12 protein-coding genes are annotated in these 15,130 nt (G+C 54.7%); 10 read left to right on the top strand and 2 right to left on the bottom strand.

Annotation, left to right across the window (positions count from 1 at the left end):
- The first annotated feature begins 16 nt into the window (after nucleotides 1-16).
- From tolA to HZS81_RS08360, 5 genes are all read left to right on the top strand, one after another.
- Nucleotides 17-1,036: a cell envelope integrity protein TolA gene (gene tolA / locus HZS81_RS08340; protein ID WP_338401831.1), complete on the top strand. Its 1,020-nt coding sequence runs from the start codon at nucleotides 17-19 to the stop codon at nucleotides 1,034-1,036.
- The gene (tolB, locus tag HZS81_RS08345; RefSeq protein WP_179930099.1) at nucleotides 1,036-2,340 is read left to right on the top strand and encodes a Tol-Pal system beta propeller repeat protein TolB; all 1,305 of its coding nucleotides are present in this window, start codon (nucleotides 1,036-1,038) and stop codon (nucleotides 2,338-2,340) included. The genes tolA and tolB overlap by 1 nt, the downstream gene beginning before the upstream one ends.
- A gap of 10 nt (nucleotides 2,341-2,350) precedes the next feature.
- Nucleotides 2,351-2,902 carry a peptidoglycan-associated lipoprotein Pal gene (gene pal, locus HZS81_RS08350; protein WP_179930224.1) on the top strand — a complete coding sequence of 184 codons (552 nt, stop codon included), beginning with the start codon at nucleotides 2,351-2,353 and terminating at the stop codon, nucleotides 2,900-2,902.
- 198 nt (nucleotides 2,903-3,100) lie between these two features.
- Nucleotides 3,101-3,856 carry a tol-pal system protein YbgF gene (gene ybgF, locus HZS81_RS08355; protein ID WP_338401832.1) on the top strand — a complete coding sequence of 252 codons (756 nt, stop codon included), beginning with the start codon at nucleotides 3,101-3,103 and terminating at the stop codon, nucleotides 3,854-3,856.
- A gap of 26 nt (nucleotides 3,857-3,882) precedes the next feature.
- A complete protein-coding gene (locus HZS81_RS08360; protein WP_179930100.1) occupies nucleotides 3,883-4,641 on the top strand; it encodes a YciK family oxidoreductase in 759 nt (252 codons plus the stop codon).
- On the opposite strand, the gene HZS81_RS08365 is transcribed toward HZS81_RS08360, so the two are convergent.
- Together HZS81_RS08365 and ubiG are read right to left on the bottom strand one after the other, a co-directional pair.
- On the bottom strand, nucleotides 4,638-5,360 hold the full coding sequence (locus HZS81_RS08365; RefSeq protein WP_241697426.1) for an HAD-IA family hydrolase: 723 nt from the start codon (nucleotides 5,358-5,360) through the stop codon (nucleotides 4,638-4,640). The two genes, HZS81_RS08360 and HZS81_RS08365, sit on opposite strands and share 4 nt — an antisense overlap.
- Nucleotides 5,360-6,103, bottom strand: a complete 744-nt coding sequence (gene ubiG, locus HZS81_RS08370; RefSeq protein WP_179930101.1) for a bifunctional 2-polyprenyl-6-hydroxyphenol methylase/3-demethylubiquinol 3-O-methyltransferase UbiG — start codon at nucleotides 6,101-6,103, stop codon at nucleotides 5,360-5,362. The genes HZS81_RS08365 and ubiG overlap by 1 nt, the downstream gene beginning before the upstream one ends.
- A gap of 141 nt (nucleotides 6,104-6,244) precedes the next feature.
- Between ubiG and galU the strand changes: the two genes are divergently transcribed.
- From galU to tamB, 5 genes are read left to right on the top strand one after another with little or no spacing between them, the layout of a single operon-like run.
- On the top strand, nucleotides 6,245-7,135 hold the full coding sequence (gene galU, locus HZS81_RS08375; RefSeq protein WP_179930102.1) for a UTP--glucose-1-phosphate uridylyltransferase GalU: 891 nt from the start codon (nucleotides 6,245-6,247) through the stop codon (nucleotides 7,133-7,135).
- Nucleotides 7,136-7,137: 2 nt separating this feature from the next.
- A complete protein-coding gene (locus HZS81_RS08380; protein ID WP_179930103.1) occupies nucleotides 7,138-8,433 on the top strand; it encodes a nucleotide sugar dehydrogenase in 1,296 nt (431 codons plus the stop codon).
- Between the two features lie 12 nt (nucleotides 8,434-8,445).
- Entirely contained in the window at nucleotides 8,446-9,132 is a 687-nt protein-coding gene (locus tag HZS81_RS08385) for a hypothetical protein (RefSeq protein ID WP_179930104.1), read from the top strand.
- Between the two features lie 33 nt (nucleotides 9,133-9,165).
- Nucleotides 9,166-11,025 carry an autotransporter assembly complex protein TamA gene (gene tamA / locus HZS81_RS08390; RefSeq protein WP_179930105.1) on the top strand — a complete coding sequence of 620 codons (1,860 nt, stop codon included), beginning with the start codon at nucleotides 9,166-9,168 and terminating at the stop codon, nucleotides 11,023-11,025.
- Nucleotides 11,026-11,035: 10 nt separating this feature from the next.
- Nucleotides 11,036-15,091 (top strand): autotransporter assembly complex protein TamB, encoded by a 4,056-nt coding sequence (gene tamB / locus HZS81_RS08395; RefSeq protein ID WP_241697427.1) that lies wholly within the window; start codon nucleotides 11,036-11,038, stop codon nucleotides 15,089-15,091.
- Nucleotides 15,092-15,130 lie beyond the last annotated feature (39 nt).

Consider the following 15,130-nt stretch of genomic DNA (forward strand, 5'->3'; position numbering starts at 1 on the left):
ACGCAGGGGACGCCTTGTGGCTTTTTTTTTACGGGATAAACAAGAGGTCGGTTACGTTTGGCCGGCCATTCTCGCTGTACTGGTGCATGCTGTCGTCGTCATGTTTAGCGTGATTAACCTTGAAGGCAAAGACGCGGAACCCGAATCGTCTTCTATCGTGCACGCTACCTTGGTGAGTACTGAAACGTATACCAACCAGGCGCAGCAAGTAAATGATGATCAAGCCGCGATGAGCGCGTCATCGCAATCGCCGCCGGAACCGCCACCGCAAGAAGCACCGGCACCGCCATCACGGCCGCTAGAAGAGGCGGTTATCGATCAGGCCGAAGAACTCGCTGCGGATCGAGACACCCAAGCGCTTGAACAAGCGCGTGCCGAGGCTGAAGCGCAAGCACAAAGGCGCGCCGAGGAAGCAGAGCGCCAAGCGTTAGAGGCTGCCGCGCGAGAAGCCGAACGTGCCGAGCAACAAGCTGAAGAACAACGCCGTCGTGAAGAGTTGGCGCGTCAAGAGCAAGAAGCCGAGGCGCAGCGTCGGCGCAAAGAAGAACAGGCTCGCCAAGCGCAAGAGACCGAAGAACAGCGTCGCCGCGAGGAAGAACAGGCTCGCCAAGCACAAGAGGCCGAAGAACAGCGTCGTCGCGAAGAGGAACAAGCTCGCCAAGCGCAAGAAGCCGCTGAAACCGAACGGCAACGACGGCTAGAAGGGCAAGCAGAAGCTGCGGCTAATGCACGACAGGCAGAGCAAGCAGCCAATAGTTTTATCTCCATCGTACGTCGCGCGGTAGAGCAGGCGTGGCTTATCCCGGGAGGGGCAAGTGATACAATGAGTGCGACTGTTCAAGTTCGATTAGGGCCATCCGGTGAAGTGCTTGCCACCTCGGTCGCAACATCAAGCGGCGATAGCGCCTTCGACCGCTCGGCCATCCAGGCGGTCGAGCATGCAGCACCCTTTACCGAGTTGCGTGAGCTATCATCAGAACAGCAACGTAACTTACGCCAATTTAATTTGCGATTTACTCCGGGGGATGTTCGCTGATGCAAACCTTACGTCATGTGAGAATGGGGGCATTGCTACTGCTCATAAGTAGTTTCTTACTTTTTAGTAATGTCGCCAGCGCTAACCTTACTATTGAAATCACTCGTGGTAGTGATCGTGCACTACCGATCGCCGTTGTTCCCTTTGCCGGAAGTGAAGGATTGCCCGAAGATGTAGCGCAAATCGTTCACAATAACTTAGAGCGCAGTGGCTACTTTGCTCCACTCGAGCGCGATGCCATGTTTGAGCGCCCTAACAAGGCCGAGGATGTTCAATTTGGCACTTGGCGCTCGCTGGACGTTCGCTATTTGGTCGTTGGTAACATAGAAACCAGCGAATCAGGCTACCGCATTAACGCTGAGCTGATGGATATTAGCGGCCAGCGCCGGATGCTGTCTGAAAGTATCCGCAGTGGGGAAAATAACTTACGCGGTGCTGCCCACCGCTTAAGTGACCAGATTTTTGAGGCGATTACCGACATTCGAGGGGCGTTTTCGACGCGGATCGCTTATGTGACCGCGCAGGGTGTCGGCGACAATATGCAATTTGGCCTCTACGTGGCGGATGCGGATGGACGTAATAGCCAGGAAGTGCTCAGTTCCGATAACCCCATTCTTTCCCCTTCGTGGTCGCCCGATGGCCGCAAGCTTGCGTACGTTTCGTTTGAAACCGAGCAATCGGCTATCTATGTACAAGAAGTGTCTACCGGGAAAAGGGTTCAGCTAACCTCCTTTGATGGCATCAATAGCGCTCCGGCTTGGTCACCTGATGGTCGCCGCTTGGCCATGTCGCTATCCAAAGACGGCCAGCCGGAAATTTATCTCATGAACGTGGCTAACCGCTCGCTTGAGCGCCTAACCAACAGCAGCAGTATCGACACTGAGCCCGACTGGGCACCCGATGGACGTAGTCTGCTATTTACGTCGGACCGAAGCGGTGGACCACAAATTTACCGTTACACGTTGAGAAACGGCGAGACCCAACGGCTAACTTACACCGGCAACTATAACGCACGTGGGCGCTTCTCTCCTGATGGCGATGACATCTTTTTGATTCACCGCTCTGATCGAGGTTATCAAGTCGCTCGCCAAGATTTGGACAATGACCGCTTGGTGGTATTAAGCGAATCGACCCGCGATGAATCACCTAGTGTTGCCCCTAACGGCACCATGGTAATCTTCGCAACCCAACAAGGCGGCAATGGTGTGTTGAGTGCTGTTTCCGCCGATGGGCGTTCTTCATTCAGGCTGCCTGCAGCACAAGGTGATATACGCGAACCCGCATGGTCACCGTTTTTAAATTAGGAGTAGAATGATGCAAATTAAACCAATGGCGCGTGCATTAGCCGTTGCTTTCTCGATTGTTGTAATCGCTGGTTGCTCGAGCACAGGTGGAACCCGGGGTGGAGAGTCAACGGGCTCTCAAACGGGCAGCACTACAGGAAGTGGGGCTGAAAGCCGCGGTGCAGGAAGTGGCGGCCAATACGGCTCTACAACGGGAAGCGGCACACGTACCAGTCAGCAAGCCGATTCGCGCATACCTGATGTGCGTACGATTTACTTCGATTTTAACCGCGATACGATCAAAAGTGAGTACGAGTCGGTCGTTATGGCCCATGCTCGCTACTTACGTGCCAATCCGGAGGCGACGGTCGTGCTTCAGGGCCACACCGATGAGCGCGGAACGCGTGAATATAACTTGGCGCTAGGCGAGCGTCGTGCCAATGCGGTACAGCGTTTCCTCAATATCCAGGGTGTTTCCAATAGCCAAATGAGCGTTGTTAGCTACGGAGAAGAGCGCCCAGAAGCACGTGGACAGAGTGAAGATGCTTACGCAAGAAACCGTCGTGTGGTATTTAGCTACTGAGCCAACATAACCGTTTTATGGACGCCACAACCCCCGCTGGTGGCAGCGGGGTTTAAACAGATGGCGTCAGGAGACATGATGAATTTCAGCCTGACATGCGATAAGCATACGAGGACGGCCAACTACTCACGCCTCTCGCTGCTGAAGTGTTTTACTCTAGGGCTTACGGCCTCATTGTTGACGGTGCCTCTCACTGCCTTGGCACAACAGCCAATAGTGGAGGACCTTTCCTCATCCTCTGATAGCTTCTATCAGCAAACGCAAACGCAGCCAACAAGTGGTGGAAGCCTGGTCCTTTTTAACCAGGTGCAAGAGCATCAACGCGAAATTCAGCAGCTTCGCGGTCAGCTTGAAGAGTTACGCCACGAGTTTGAACAAGTGAGTCGCCAAAGCCAGCAACGCTATATTGACCTAGATGATCGCCTTGCACGTCTAGAACGCGATGACGCGTCTGCAACAGCTGAAGAAGAGGCAGACACCGCGCCACCTGCCTCCGAATCAAGCTTGGAACCCGAAGCCGCAGAAGAAGTAGACCAGGTAGGCCCAGCTGCCCAAAGCGGTAGCAACTCGGTCAGCGAAGAGGTGCAAAAAGCCTATGAAAATGCCTTTTCTCACGTCCAAGCGCGTCGCTTTGATGAGGCTGTCACTGCCTTTGAAAGCTTTGTCGACCAATACCCTGACTCATCGCTAACGCCCAACGGTTACTACTGGCTGGGCGAGCTTTATGCGGCAAATGATGCGCTTGCCCACGCGGAAGAAGCATTCGACCGTGTGATTAATGAGCATAGCGACAGCCGAAAGGTTCCTGATGCGCTATATAAGCTTGGCCTCTTGAAAGCCCGCCAAGGCGAAACAGACGATAGTCGTGAACTCCTTACCCGCGTAACCGAAGAGTATCCGCAAAGCAGTGCAGCAGGACTTGCTAGCGACTTCTTACGCCAATCCGCGAATTGATGAAAACGAAGGATCCAAACAACGCTATGAGCTGCAAAATCGACTATCAGCCCACGCCTGATTTACTTAAAGATCGCATTATTTTGGTCACCGGGGCAGGCGATGGCATCGGCCGAGCGGCAGCGTTGACCTATGCTCAACATGGAGCAACGGTAATTTTGCTTGGCCGTACGATTGCGAAACTTGAGCGTGTGTACGATGAGATTGAGGCGGCGGGAGGCCCGCAACCGGCTATTTTTCCGCTCAATTTCGAAGGTGCCACGCTCAAAGATTTTCACGAGATGGCGCAAACGCTCGATAGCGAGTTTGGCCACTTAGATGGGATTCTTCACAACGCCGGTATGTTGGGCCGCATTACCCCGTTTGAGCAGTACAACCCTGAGCTTTGGAACCAAGTGATGCAGGTGAATATCAATGGCCCTATTTGGATGACTCAAGCATTGCTACCGCTTTTGCAGCAGTCGGAGGATGCCTCGGTTATTTTCACTTCATCCAGCGTAGGGCGTAAAGGGCGCGCTTATTGGGGCGCCTACGCGGTTTCCAAATGTGCGACGGAAGGTTTTATGGAAGTGCTGGCCGATGAAGTGGATAACCAACAAAACCTGCGCATTAACACCCTCAATCCAGGTGCTACCCGCACCCAAATGCGCCGCAGCGCTTTTCCCGGGGAAGACCCCGCGACGCTTCGCACCCCAGAAGAGATTATGCCCACCTATTTGTGGCTAATGGGGCCTGATAGCTGCGGGGTAAGCGGTCAAAAATGGGACGCCCAACCACCCCGCTAACGTGGGGAGTCACTCTGACGCAGTGAAGATTCCATCGAGGGTAGAGCAGCCACTAGCGCAGCGCAGTCACTAAACCAGACGTCAGCCGGCCACTGACGGTAATCGTCCTCTTCGCTAATGTAGCCATATCCTACTGCCACAGCGGTCATTCCCGCCGCTTTGGCAGCCTGCATATCACGTAGGTGATCTCCCACATACCAGCACTCGTGAGGTGCGATGTTTAGGCGTCGCGCCGCTTCCCATAACGGTTCGGGTGACGGTTTTTTGACGCTTAAATCATCGGCACAAAGAAGGGCCCCAGGCTCTAAAGCGAGCGCTTTCAAAAGCGGCTCGGTGTAGCGACGTGGTTTGTTGGTCACAATGCCCCATAAGCCGCTGTTTCGCTGCCAGCGGTTAAGCCATGTATCGAGGGGCGAAAAAACGCGGCTGTGGGTCGCTATAGCCTGCTCGTAGGCGTTAAGTAAAAACGTTCTGGCAGCGCCGTGATGCGGGTGATCGACGTCAAAGCCCAGCGCCAACGTGACCAAGGCGCTACCGCCATTTGAGACCTGCCTGCGAATAGTGGCAAAGGGCAAAGGCGCCAATCCGTGCTGGGCACGCAGGGCGTTGGTTGCATTGGCTAAGTCCGGCGCGGTATCGACTAATGTGCCGTCCAAATCAAACAGTAAGGCACGTGCGGGAAGAGTGCCAAGCATGACATCGTTAATTACATCAGACATCACGCCTCCGATTTGCGACAGTGCATCATGTAATTGACCGAGACGTCGTAGCTATTTAGCCGGTATTGACGCAATAGCGGGTTATAGGTCAGCCCGGTTTGCTCCCTCACCGCTAGCCCAGACGCGCGGCACCAAGCCGCCATTTCCGAAGGGCGAATAAACTTGGCATAGTCGTGTGTCCCCCGCGGTAAAAGCTTAAGCACATATTCAGCACCAACAATGGCAAAGGCGTGGGCTTTACGGGTTCGGTTGATCGTTGAAAAGAAAACATGACCGCCAGGGCGAACTAAGCGGCTGCACGCTTCGACCACAGAAGCCGGATCGGGCACGTGCTCAAGCATTTCCATACAGGTGACAACGTCAAAAGAGCTGGCATACTCATCGGCGAACGCTTCAACGGCTACTTGGCGATAGGTGATGTCGACACCGCTTTCTTCAGCATGCAACCGCGCGACGCCAAGAGGGGCTTCGCCCATGTCAATGCCGGTGACATTCGCCCCGCGGTGCGCCATGGCTTCGCTCAAAATGCCTCCGCCGCAGCCCACATCCAGCACGCGCTTGCCCGCAAGCCCCGCGCGGGCATCGATAAAGTCAAGTCGCAGCGGATTAATATCGTGCAACGGCTTGAACTCGCTGTCTTTATCCCACCAGCGGCTGGCGAGGGCTTCAAACTTGGCGACTTCTGCCGCATCGACATTGCCGTGATAACCTTGAGCAGTGCTATCCTGAGACGGCGCTTGCATGTGCGTGACTCCCTGCGTCTTAAAACGAGACGTTAACTGCAGAAAAAACCACCGGTAACCACCGTGAGTGATTACCAATGTGTAGTGTATGATGCCCATTCTAACCACTCCGAGGTCGGAACGCATAAAAAGGACCTTTGTATGATTCGCAAGGCTGTACTTCCTGTTGCTGGCTTTGGCACGCGCTGCTTGCCCGCGTCAAAAGCCATTCCTAAAGAGATGATTACTATTGTCGACCGCCCGGTCATTCAATACGTGGTAGAAGAGGCGGTGGCGGCCGGTATTCGCGACATTGTCTTGGTCACTAGCAGCAGCAAAAGTGCCATTGAGAACCACTTTGATACTCACGCAGAGCTGGAAGCTAGCCTCGAAGCCAAAGGCAAGCATGCGCTACTGGAGAGCATTCGCGATATTATCCCAGACGACGTCAATATCATCAGCGTGCGCCAAGGCGAGCCATTAGGGCTAGGGCATGCAGTACTATGCGCCCGCCCGGTCATTGGCGACAACGAACCTTTTGCCGTGTTGTTACCCGATGTGCTGGTACATCAAGCGGATTCGTCGGCGTACAATGATTTACACGGCATGCTGCAGGCGTTTGATAAACACAATACCGCCCAGCTGATGGTAGAGGAGGTCGACTGGGCACATGTTGAGCGCTATGGCATTGTCACCTTGGAAGAACAAACACCTGCGCCGGGTCACGCGGCGCCGACCGCTGGTGTGGTGGAAAAACCTGCCCGTGAAGCCGCTCCATCTAACCTCGCCGTGATTGGCCGCTATGCACTGCCTGGGTCGATCTTTTCTCTACTCGCCGAAACACCGCCTGGCGCTGGCAATGAAATCCAGTTGACGGATGCCATTGAAACACTGCGCCAACAATCAGGGGTGGAGGCATATCGTATGCAAGGGGTGACGTACGATTGCGGGCAGCCACTGGGTTATTTAGAGGCGACACTCGCCTACGGTTGCAGGCATCCGGCGCTCGGAGACGATTTTAAGACACTGCTCGCCCGCTATCAGGAGGCGTAGCCATGCGGGTTTTTGTTTATGGCAGTGAGCTAAGCGCGGCTACCGCAGCGGCAGCGCTTTCTTGGGTAGGTCACCATGTGCATTGGTTTCCCCATTCGACTCAACCGTGGGAAGCGTTGGAGCAGGCTGGATGGTTACGGCGTGAGCCAATCCTGTTCGATCAGCTGCAGCACAGCTTCGCGGAGGGTAATCTGACGTTAGTGCATGAAGTGGAAAGCCTCTGTCATTGCGATATTGCATGGGTGTCTCTATCACCTGCTCAGCGTGACGATGCGGCAGCATTCGTCTCTCATTCCGCCATACACACAAACCCTGATTTGTTGCTGGTGAATAATTCGACGTTTCCTGTCGGTGAAACCGAACGTCTGCAGAGGCTTATGCAGTCAGCTCAACGCAGCGTCTCGCTGCCGGATATGCTGGAGGAAGGGCGCGCTTGGGCAACCTTTACGCGCCCCTCGCATTGGCTACTCGGCTGCGATGATGCCGCCAGCGAACGTTTGGTGCGCGAGCTGCTGCGCGCTTTCAACCGTCGCAGTGAAGTGTTTCAGGTGATGCCGCGCCGCGCCGCTGAACTGACCAAGTTGGCGATCAACGGAATGCTAGCCACGCGGATTAGCTATATGAATGAAATTGCCGGGCTTGCCGATACGCTGGGGGTTGATGTCGAATACGTGCGACAGGGAATGGGGGCCGATAGCCGCATCGGCTTTGAATACTTGTACCCCGGCTGTGGATTTGGCGGACCTAATTTTTCGCGTGATTTGATGCGCTTGGCGGATGTGCAATTCTCAAGTGGCCGGGCCTCGGCGCTGCTTGAGCAAGTAATGGATATTAACGAACAGAAAAAAGAGACGCTTTTCCGCAAGTTATGGTCTCATTTTGGCGGTCAACTGGCGGGCAAAACCGTGGCCATTTGGGGCGCGGCCTTTAAGCCGGGCACCGCACGCATCGATCAAGCCCCTGTATTAACGCTGCTTGAGGCACTATGGGCGCAGGGGGTGCGCGTTCGTCTTCATGACCCGGCGGCCGTGCCAGCGCTAGAAGATGCCGTAGGATCACGCGATGATTTAGCGACGTTCAGCGACAGCGATGATCCCTATCTCGCTTGCGAAGGCGCGGATGCGCTAATGTTAGTAACAGAATGGAAAACCTATTGGAACCCGGATTGGCCTCGGCTTAGCGAGTTGTTAAACGCAAAGCTCGTGCTGGATGGTCGCAATATCTATGACCCAAGTTTCGTAGCAAGTTGTGGCCTCACCTATCGAGGCATTGGCCGCCGCGCTGACCCCACCGCTTGATAAGGAGAGCGCATGTCTGATTCTGATGCAACAACACGAATCGTGCCTGATGTTGACCAAAGTTTGAACGCCCAGCACCTGCGCCATCGCAAAGGTCCTGCTCTTTGGCCGTTGTGGCTTGCTGTAATAGCGATAATAGCCGTACTTGGCGCCGCAGCCGCGGGGCTTTGGTTTGAGCGAGAGCGTCTCTTGAGCGAGCTAAATCGTGTAAGTGGTGAAGTCTCCAATATGCATGCACGCTTAGACGCGGATGACAGCGATGTACAAGAAACGTTAAACTTGGTGCAAGCGCAAATGAGCACCCTTTTTCAAGAGCAAGAGCAGCTATCCGTTGCGCTGAAAAACGCACGGGAAGAGCTGTTTAGCCTCATCCCTGCCAGCGAGGATATGGTTTCGGCCGATGCTATTGAAGCTTTGCTGCAACAAGTCGAGCAGCAACAAGAACGGTCTCAACTACGGGATGGTCAACTCGCCGCTATCAATGCTTCGCTCAATGCGTTAGAGCAGTCAAGCGATAGCGCGCAAGAACGACTCACAGAAGAAATTGAGGTGCTAGTCGAACAAAGTCGCGAACGTAAAGACACGTTAGATGCTCTAGAACAAGAGTGGCAGCAACGCTTAGAGGCGCTAGAAGGCGATGTTCGCCAAGTACGCCAATCGCAGCTTGCGTTGAGTGCTCAGCTAGAAATGCTGCGTTGAACAGATGCCACGTTATTGGCTAGGACATGATTTATGGGAATGAAACGCCGAGGACGGGCAGTCAATACGCTGGAATACGTCACACTCTTCCCGCTGCTATGTTTTTCCTCCGGAGCCATGGCCTTCGATGTGACGATCAATGGCGTGGAAGACGAGGTTCGCGGAAATATTAGCGCTTACTTAGAGAACCTCGAAGCGGAAGAATACACTCGCATGCGCCTGGAAAATGAAGTCAAACAACGTGCCGCCGAAGCCATGCGTCCCTATGGGTATTACGAGCCGACTATTAGTGTCGCGTTGGGTGAAGAGAGTGTTGAGGCCACGCTGGAGATAGAGCCTGGCCCGCATGTCACCATTGAAACACTCGACATTCAACTAGAAGGGGATGCACGCGAAGATCCGCCTTTTACTCAAGCTGTCGACAACTTTCCTTTGCAAGAGGGCGACGTGTTACGCCACTCGCCTTGGGATAACCTACGTAGCCAGCTGTCAGCACTGGCGTTAGAACGTGGCTATTTCGATTCGCAATTTATTGATCGACGTATGGAAGTGCGTCCCTACGAGCAAAGCGCACGCTTATACATGACGTTCGCCAGTGGCCCTCGCTATCAATTTGGTGACGTGGCCATTAGCGGTAGTCACATTGTGCCTGAGCGTTTACAAAACTTACGGACTTTTGAAACGGGAGAGCCTTACCGTGCCGAAGTTATTGCTCAGTACAATCAACGATTGTCTGAAACCGGTTGGTTTCGTTCTGCGGCAGTTCGCCCAAGGTTAGCGAGCGCACGAGAACTGGTTGTCAATCAGCCGCCTAGTGGCGAAGGGACTTGGTGGCAAGAGGCAACCCCCGAGCAAGTACAGCGTTCTTACGTCAGCCGTGCCGCGCTTCAAAGCGTGATGAGCGTAAGCCATCGTGAAGACCAATTACTGCCCATCGATGTCAGTGTCGAACCTGCTGATCGCCATCAGCTTGAAGTGGGTGTGGGTTATGCCACCGATATCGGGCCGCGTTTGCAGTTTGGCTGGCAACAGCCCTGGATTAATCGTTTTGGACACAGTTTAAACCACGATTTATACATTTCCGCGCCGGAGCAGCGCTTTTCAGGACGTTATCGCATACCGATGGAAAATCCCTTGCGCGATAGCTATCAGCTGCAATACGGGATTAAAAACGAAGACGACAACGATACCCGCTCACTGGGAGCGACCGTTGAGGTGGCGCGGCGTTGGCAATTTGATAACGATTGGGTGCAGTCAGTTTACTTACGCACCACCTATGATGACTTCACCCAGGGGGGAAACGCCCAAAAAGTGTTGATTTACTACCCCGGGGTTCAATGGTCGCGTACCCGTACGCGCCAGCAGCGTTTTCCTACTTGGGGGGACCGTCAGCAGTTTTCGGTTGAATACTCCGATACCGCGTGGGGTTCCGATGCCCAGTTTTTGCGCGTTACCGGTGATACCGAATGGATCCGCATGCTAGGGCAAAACAACCGCTTTATTGGTGGCATCAGTATCGGTGCCATCGAAACCGACAATTTTGATCCCATTCCTCCATCGCTGCGCTTTTTTGCCGGTGGCGACAACAGCGTACGAGGTTATTCGTATGAAAGCCTCTCACCACGCAATGACGAAGGCCGGTTGCGCGGTGGTCAACAGCTTCTTGCTACCAGTATCGAGTACCAGCGCCGCGTGACCGGCAACTGGTGGGGGGCGGCATTTGTGGATAGCGGCGACGCCTTCGATGACTGGGGCCCCAATGAACTGAAAACCGGTGCTGGCCTAGGGGTACGCTGGGTGTCACCTGTTGGCCCTATTCGCTTAGATGTTGCTCACCCGTTTGACCACGAAGACGCTTGGCGTTTGCACTTCTCCATCGGGCCGGAATTCTAGGAGGCTTTTTTTGTCCCAGGTTGCTCATACGACGCCCAAGCGGCACCCACTTTCTACCCGAAAACGCCTCTGGCTTCTTGTATGGAGCCTCATTCGGCTGGTGATCGTGCTACCGCTGTGGGTGTTATCCCTGGTCATGTTGTTACTGGGCTGGGCGCTTTCGCCTTGGGGCACCGGTGTGCTGCTGGATCAAGCCGAGCAACGCGACTGGATCGAATTCGACCATCGTGAAGGCAGTTTGCTCGATGCGTTTCGTCTTGAAGGCTTTGCTTTAGACGCGGCAGGTATCGAGGTGACTATCGGTGAGTTTGAGCTTGCTTGGGCAGATGACTGCGTACTCTCGGGAAAACTATGCATCGACACCCTACGCATCGCCCAAGCCGATATCCGTCTACCGGCGGCTGACACAGCACAAGAACCCGAAGAAGCGCCAGCAGAAAGTTCGCCAAGTGGCGCTATACGCTTTCCTTTTCCTCTCTCAGTGAGAGCGCTGGCCCTGGACGACGTGACCATCCACTTAGGTAACGGTACAAGGTTCGGCTGGGAGCATTTCGATAGCGCTATCCAAGCGGCCGAAGGCGGCATCGATATTTCACCCACCCACTGGGAAAAGCCAGAGCTTTATCTACCGCCAAGCAAAGGTGTTCGTCTAACACAAGATGCCGGCACCCCGCTTAGCGCGGATGGAATCGATGCTGCCATTGCCATCCATGCGCCTCGCGCTGAAGCAGATGAAGGTGGCGAAACGAATAATGAAGCCCCGCTGCCTATCGATGAAGCGCTGGCCGAGCGAGAACCGATCACGCTGCCGGCTATTAAATTGCCACTCGACATCCGCATGCCGTCATTTAACGTCAATCAGTTTACTGTGTCCGGCGCGACTGAGTACCAAGTCGAGACGCTTGATGTTGGCATCGTCACAGAGGGCAGTCGCGTTACGCTAACGCACTTAAATGCCATGACCCCCGATGCGCGTGTTGCGCTTACATCGGAAGTCACGCTTCACCAGGACTACCCGTTGACGGCCGAGCTTAACGTCGACGTGCTGGAATCCGAGCGGTTAAACACGCTTGGGCTTGAGGCGCTAAGTGGCCAAAACCTGCGCCTCAATCTCAACGGCCCGCTTAGCGATTTAAACGCAGAACTTCGCGCGAAGGGAGCCCTACAGGCAAGCCTTGATGCCCAAGTTGATGCGCTTGCGCCAACGCTTCCGTTTAAGCTTCATCTACAAAGCGATACGGTCAGTTGGCCGCTTGCCACCACTAACGACGAAGACGAACCGGTGGAGCCATACCGTTTGCAAGCGTTAGATCTCGCCATCGAGGGTAATTTAAACGATTACCGATTGACGCTGGATACACAAGCATCAGGTCCCGCCATTCCGATGACGCAGCTCTCGCTTACAGGTGAAGGTGACATCGGTCAATTTGCTTGGTCGCCACTTTTCCTACGCGTTAACGACAGCGAAATTCGCAGCCAAGGGCAAATTAATTGGCTAAATCCGCTTGATCTATCAGCGTCGCTGACACTCTCTAACATCAATCCTGGTGACTTTGTTGAATCGCTAAACGGCGACCTAAACGGCAATCTTGAGATCAATGCACGACAAGAGCAAGCGCGCTGGGCCGTGTCAATTCCGGCGCTGAACATTGATGGGGAGTTGATGGATTATCCGTTATCGCTAAGCGCCGTGTTAGACGCCGATAGCGAACTGAATGCGAATATTCATGAGCTTCGCTTCGCACAAGGTAATAATCGCTTAAACGCCAGCGGCGAGCTTAGTGAAGACAATATGTCGCTCGATGCCGAGATCGATCTGCGCGAGTTAGCGACCCTCGCGCCGCAACTATCGGGGGCTTTAACCGGCGATATTCAAGCCCGCGGCAGCTTTTCGCACCCCAACGTAAATACGTCTCTCAATGGCGAGGCGCTGCAGTTTGGAGAAAACCGACTTGAAACACTGCGCCTGAATGCCGATGTCAGTGGGTTGGACGACCCAAGCTTTGATGTAGCGCTTAACCTAGCCAATATAAACGCCGGTGGCCAAGCAATTGAGCGCGCTGAGGTCACTCTCGATGGCCGTCTTTCTCAACACCGCTTGACCCTGGACACACAAGGCGCACCCCAGAACTCACTGCTTGAGCAAGCTTCAATGGCATTGGAAGGAAGCTTTAACCAAGCAGAAAAATACTACCGTTCCCGTATCACACCGATAGAAGTGGTTTCAGACGCCGGTACGATTCGCTTGGAAGACGCGCTGGATATCGATTACCGCATAGCAAGCGGCGAAGCCAACGTATCACCGTTTTGTCTGCGCCGCGAGGAGGGCGGTGTCGTTTGCTCAGAAGAGCCCCTAAGCGCTTCCCCCACTGCGGGAGAGGCCGTGCTCACGCTACGCGAAGTCCCGATGCAAATGGTCACGCCGTTTTTGCCCGAGGGCTGGTCATTGGACGGTGATACCACCGCCGATGTGGCCGCCTCATGGCAGGACGGTGGGCAGCGTTGGCAGGCGGATATGCAGCTTTTGAGCGAACTGGCGATTACCGCCATTAACGACTTCGGCCAACCCGTCGAGCTTCCGCGCGTAACCCTCGACGCCCGCGTTAACGCAACCCCTGAGCGCGCCCAGGCTGATAGCACACTGTCTTTTTCTGAAGCAGGCGACGTCGGGCTTTCACTGTCCATAGCGGATCCGCTAGGAGAAGGCCGGCTAGATGGCGAGTTAACGGTTGAAGATGTGTTGCTCGCCCCGTATCGCCCAATGATAGTGGGCATGGATACTTTGGCCGGCAGGCTTAATGGCAACGTTCAGATTAGCGGTGTCACCGAGGAACCTGACTTACAAGGTCAGCTTGAACTTTCCGGCATTAATGCCGCCGGCCCAGACTTACCGTTGGTTATCTCGGAAGGAGAAATCAACGTGGCACTCGATGGCCCGTCTGGCACGATTGACGGCTTTATTGGCGCTGAGCGCGGCCGCCTGAACATTACCGGCGATGCCGTTTGGCCAAGTAACGAGCCTTGGCGCATGGGTGTGGATCTTAACGCAACGCAAGCGCCGCTACTCATCTCGCTGCCGCAGTTTGGCCGTTTAGAAGTGGCACCCGATATTCGCGTTCGAGTAACACCTGCGCGGTTACAGGTACGGGGTAACGTGCACGTGCCCTGGGCCCGGCTTGAGGTAGGAGACACGCCCAGCTCGGCAACGGGGCCTAGTAGCGATGAAATCATCATCACCGAGCGTGATGACCGTGAAGCGCAAGAGCGTAAGCAGGCTCGCGCAGAGAATGGAGAATCCAGTGCGGCCGATGAGTTGGCGCAAGAGGGCATGGCGATAGATGTGCTGCTCACGGTGACATTAGGCAGCGATATGCAGTTGTCGGCGTACGGTTTAGAGTCCAATTTAGGTGGCACATTGGAGGTTCGTCAAGATAGTGGCGGACTACAGCTTTTCGGCGACGTTAACTTAGTCGATGGTCGCTTTAAGGCGTTTGGGCAGGACCTATTGATTCGGCGGGGAGAAATCCTCTTCAGTGGCCCACCAGGGTTGCCTACCCTTGATTTTGAAGCGATTCGCAATCCTGAGGTCACCGAAGATGATGTGATTGCCGGGCTCAGTGTAACGGGGCTTGCCGAAGCGCCCGACGTTGCTATCTTCTCTGAGCCGGCGATGAACGAGACGCGTGCGCTGTCGTATCTATTGCGCGGTCGTGCGCCGGATGCTAGTGGGGGCGGAGTGGATAACGCCGTGACGACAGCGCTCATCGGCATGTCGCTTGGTCGCACCGGCGGCGCGGTCGGCTCCATTGGTGAAGCCTTTGGTATTGATGACCTCACTTTAGATACCACCGGCGCCGGAGACGACAGCCAAGTCGCACTTACGGGTCAGCTCACCGATGATATTCGCGTTAGCTACGGGGTAGGGATTTTCTCCCCGATTGCCGAGCTTACATTGCGCTACACGCTCTGGCGCAACCTTTATTTGCAAGCGGTGTCAGGGACTTCTCAGGCTGTTGATCTCATCTATGAGTTTAATATCTCAGGCAACCCGCGCATTTTCGATTAAGTGTTTTTTCTCACTTAGACAGCTCATTTAGACAGGTAG

Source organism: Vreelandella salicampi, from assembly GCF_013415105.1.
GTDB lineage: Bacteria > Pseudomonadota > Gammaproteobacteria > Pseudomonadales > Halomonadaceae > Vreelandella > Vreelandella salicampi.

What these genes read in the sequence shown, in the direction of transcription:
- tolB (WP_179930099.1), top strand. Translation starts at nt 1,036, where the DNA reads ATGCAAACCTTACGTCATGTGAGAATGGGGGCATTGCTACTGCTCATA.
- pal (WP_179930224.1), top strand. Translation starts at nt 2,351, where the DNA reads ATGCAAATTAAACCAATGGCGCGTGCATTAGCCGTTGCTTTCTCGATT.
- HZS81_RS08360 (WP_179930100.1), top strand. Translation starts at nt 3,883, where the DNA reads ATGAGCTGCAAAATCGACTATCAGCCCACGCCTGATTTACTTAAAGAT.
- tamA (WP_179930105.1), top strand. Translation starts at nt 9,166, where the DNA reads ATGGGAATGAAACGCCGAGGACGGGCAGTCAATACGCTGGAATACGTC.
- galU (WP_179930102.1), top strand. Translation starts at nt 6,245, where the DNA reads ATGATTCGCAAGGCTGTACTTCCTGTTGCTGGCTTTGGCACGCGCTGC.
- HZS81_RS08365 (WP_241697426.1), bottom strand. Translation starts at nt 5,360, where the DNA reads ATGTCTGATGTAATTAACGATGTCATGCTTGGCACTCTTCCCGCACGT.
- ubiG (WP_179930101.1), bottom strand. Translation starts at nt 6,103, where the DNA reads ATGCAAGCGCCGTCTCAGGATAGCACTGCTCAAGGTTATCACGGCAAT.
- HZS81_RS08385 (WP_179930104.1), top strand. Translation starts at nt 8,446, where the DNA reads ATGTCTGATTCTGATGCAACAACACGAATCGTGCCTGATGTTGACCAA.
- HZS81_RS08380 (WP_179930103.1), top strand. Translation starts at nt 7,138, where the DNA reads ATGCGGGTTTTTGTTTATGGCAGTGAGCTAAGCGCGGCTACCGCAGCG.